General features: G+C 66.8%; 2 protein-coding genes. Both read left to right on the forward strand.

Going from position 1 to position 1,604, the window contains the following annotated elements; translation table 11 throughout:
- A partial coding sequence (locus tag PLL68_RS14920; protein WP_502910730.1) for a type 1 periplasmic-binding domain-containing protein occupies positions 1 to 491 on the forward strand: 491 nt, incomplete at its 5' end.
- A gap of 214 nt (positions 492 to 705) precedes the next feature.
- On the forward strand, positions 706 to 1,604 hold an 899-nt coding region (locus PLL68_RS14925), incomplete at its 3' end, for a branched-chain amino acid ABC transporter permease (protein ID WP_324535440.1).

Here is a 1,604-nt window from a genome sequence, read left to right on the forward strand (position 1 = left end):
CCGTCTACTACGGTGGCGAGTACCCGCAGGCCGGTCCGTTCTCGCAGCAGATGAAGGCCGCCGGCCTCAACGTCCCGCTCATGGGCGGCGACGGCATCTACTCCGGTGAGTTCATCAAGCTCGCCGGTGCGACCGCCGAGGGCGACCTCGCCACCTCGGTCGGTGCCCCGACCGACACCCTCGAGTCGGCCAAGGACTTCATCGCCGCCTACGAGGCAGCCGGGTTCGCCGAGCCGTACGAGGCCTACGGTGCGTACGCCTTCGACGCGGCCAACGCCATCATCCAGGCCCTCAAGGTCTCGCTGGCCAGCGCCGACTCGGCCGAGGCCGCTCGCCAGGCGACCGTGGACGCCATGGCCAACGTCTCCTTCGACGGTGTCACCGGTGCGGTTGCCTTCGACGAGTTCGGCGACACGACCTCCCGCGTCCTCACCGTCTACGGTGTCAAGGGCGGCAAGTGGGAAGCCGTGAACACCTCGGAGTTCAAGTAAGACCCAGCACTGACGGCCCTGCCGTGATGCACACCTGACAGCGGGGGTGGTTCGCCCGAACCACCCCCGCTGTTCGTGTCCCACAGCGGTTGCGCGTGGCGCCTGACAGCGACGCCGACAGCCGCTACGCTCCCCCCAGCCTGTCGATCGGACAGGTGACCAAAACCACACTCAGAAGTCCACACATCCGTTCGCGAACACCGAGGAGACCCTCGTGGACCAATTCGCCCAGCAGCTCGTCAACGGGCTGACCCTGGGATCGCTCTATGCCCTCATCGCCGTCGGCTACACCGTCGTGTACGGCATCGTCCAGCTGATCAACTTCGCCCACGGCGAGATCTTCATGATCGGCGCCTTCGGTGCCCTGTCGACCTGGCTGATCTTCTTCGAGGGCGAGACGGCCCTGTGGACGCTGCCGATCATGCTGGTCGGCGCGATCGCCGCCTCGGTGCTCACCGCCGTGACCATGGAGCGCATCGCCTACCGTCCCCTGCGCAACGCGCCACGCCTCGCGCCGCTGATCACCGCGATCGGTATCTCGATCTTCCTCCAGGAAGCGGTGCGCCTAGGGTTCAACGACCCGACGTTGTTCCTCTCCAACTGGAACCCCCTCGACTTCCCGAGCGCCAAGCAGAAGGTGCCCTTCCCGCAGATCGACGTGGTCACCGGCCAGGCGTTCACGCTGGGCGGTGTCACGATCCAGCGCTCGGCCCTGTTCACCATCGGTTGCCTCGTGATGTGCGCGGCCGGCCTGTGGTACTTCGTCAACCGCACGAAGACGGGGCGCGGCATGCAGGCCGTCTCCCAGGACCCCGACACCGCTCGTCTCATGGGCATCAACGTCGACCGGATCATCATGGTCGCCTTCGCCGTCGGTGCCACGCTGGCCGCCGTCGCCGGTGTCGCGCAGGGTCTGCAAGTCACGAACATCAACTTCAAGATGGGCTTCCTCGCCGGTCTGAAGGCGTTCACCGCGGCCGTCCTCGGCGGCATCGGAAACGTGTGGGGCGCCGTCGTCGGTGGTCTCACCCTGGGCATCGTCGAGGCCATGGCCGTCCAGTTCATCCCGGGCACCTTCGGTGGTAGCCCGTGGAAGGACGTCTGGGCCTTCGC

The organism is Ornithinibacter sp. (assembly GCF_035443565.1).
GTDB lineage: Bacteria > Actinomycetota > Actinomycetes > Actinomycetales > Dermatophilaceae > Fodinibacter.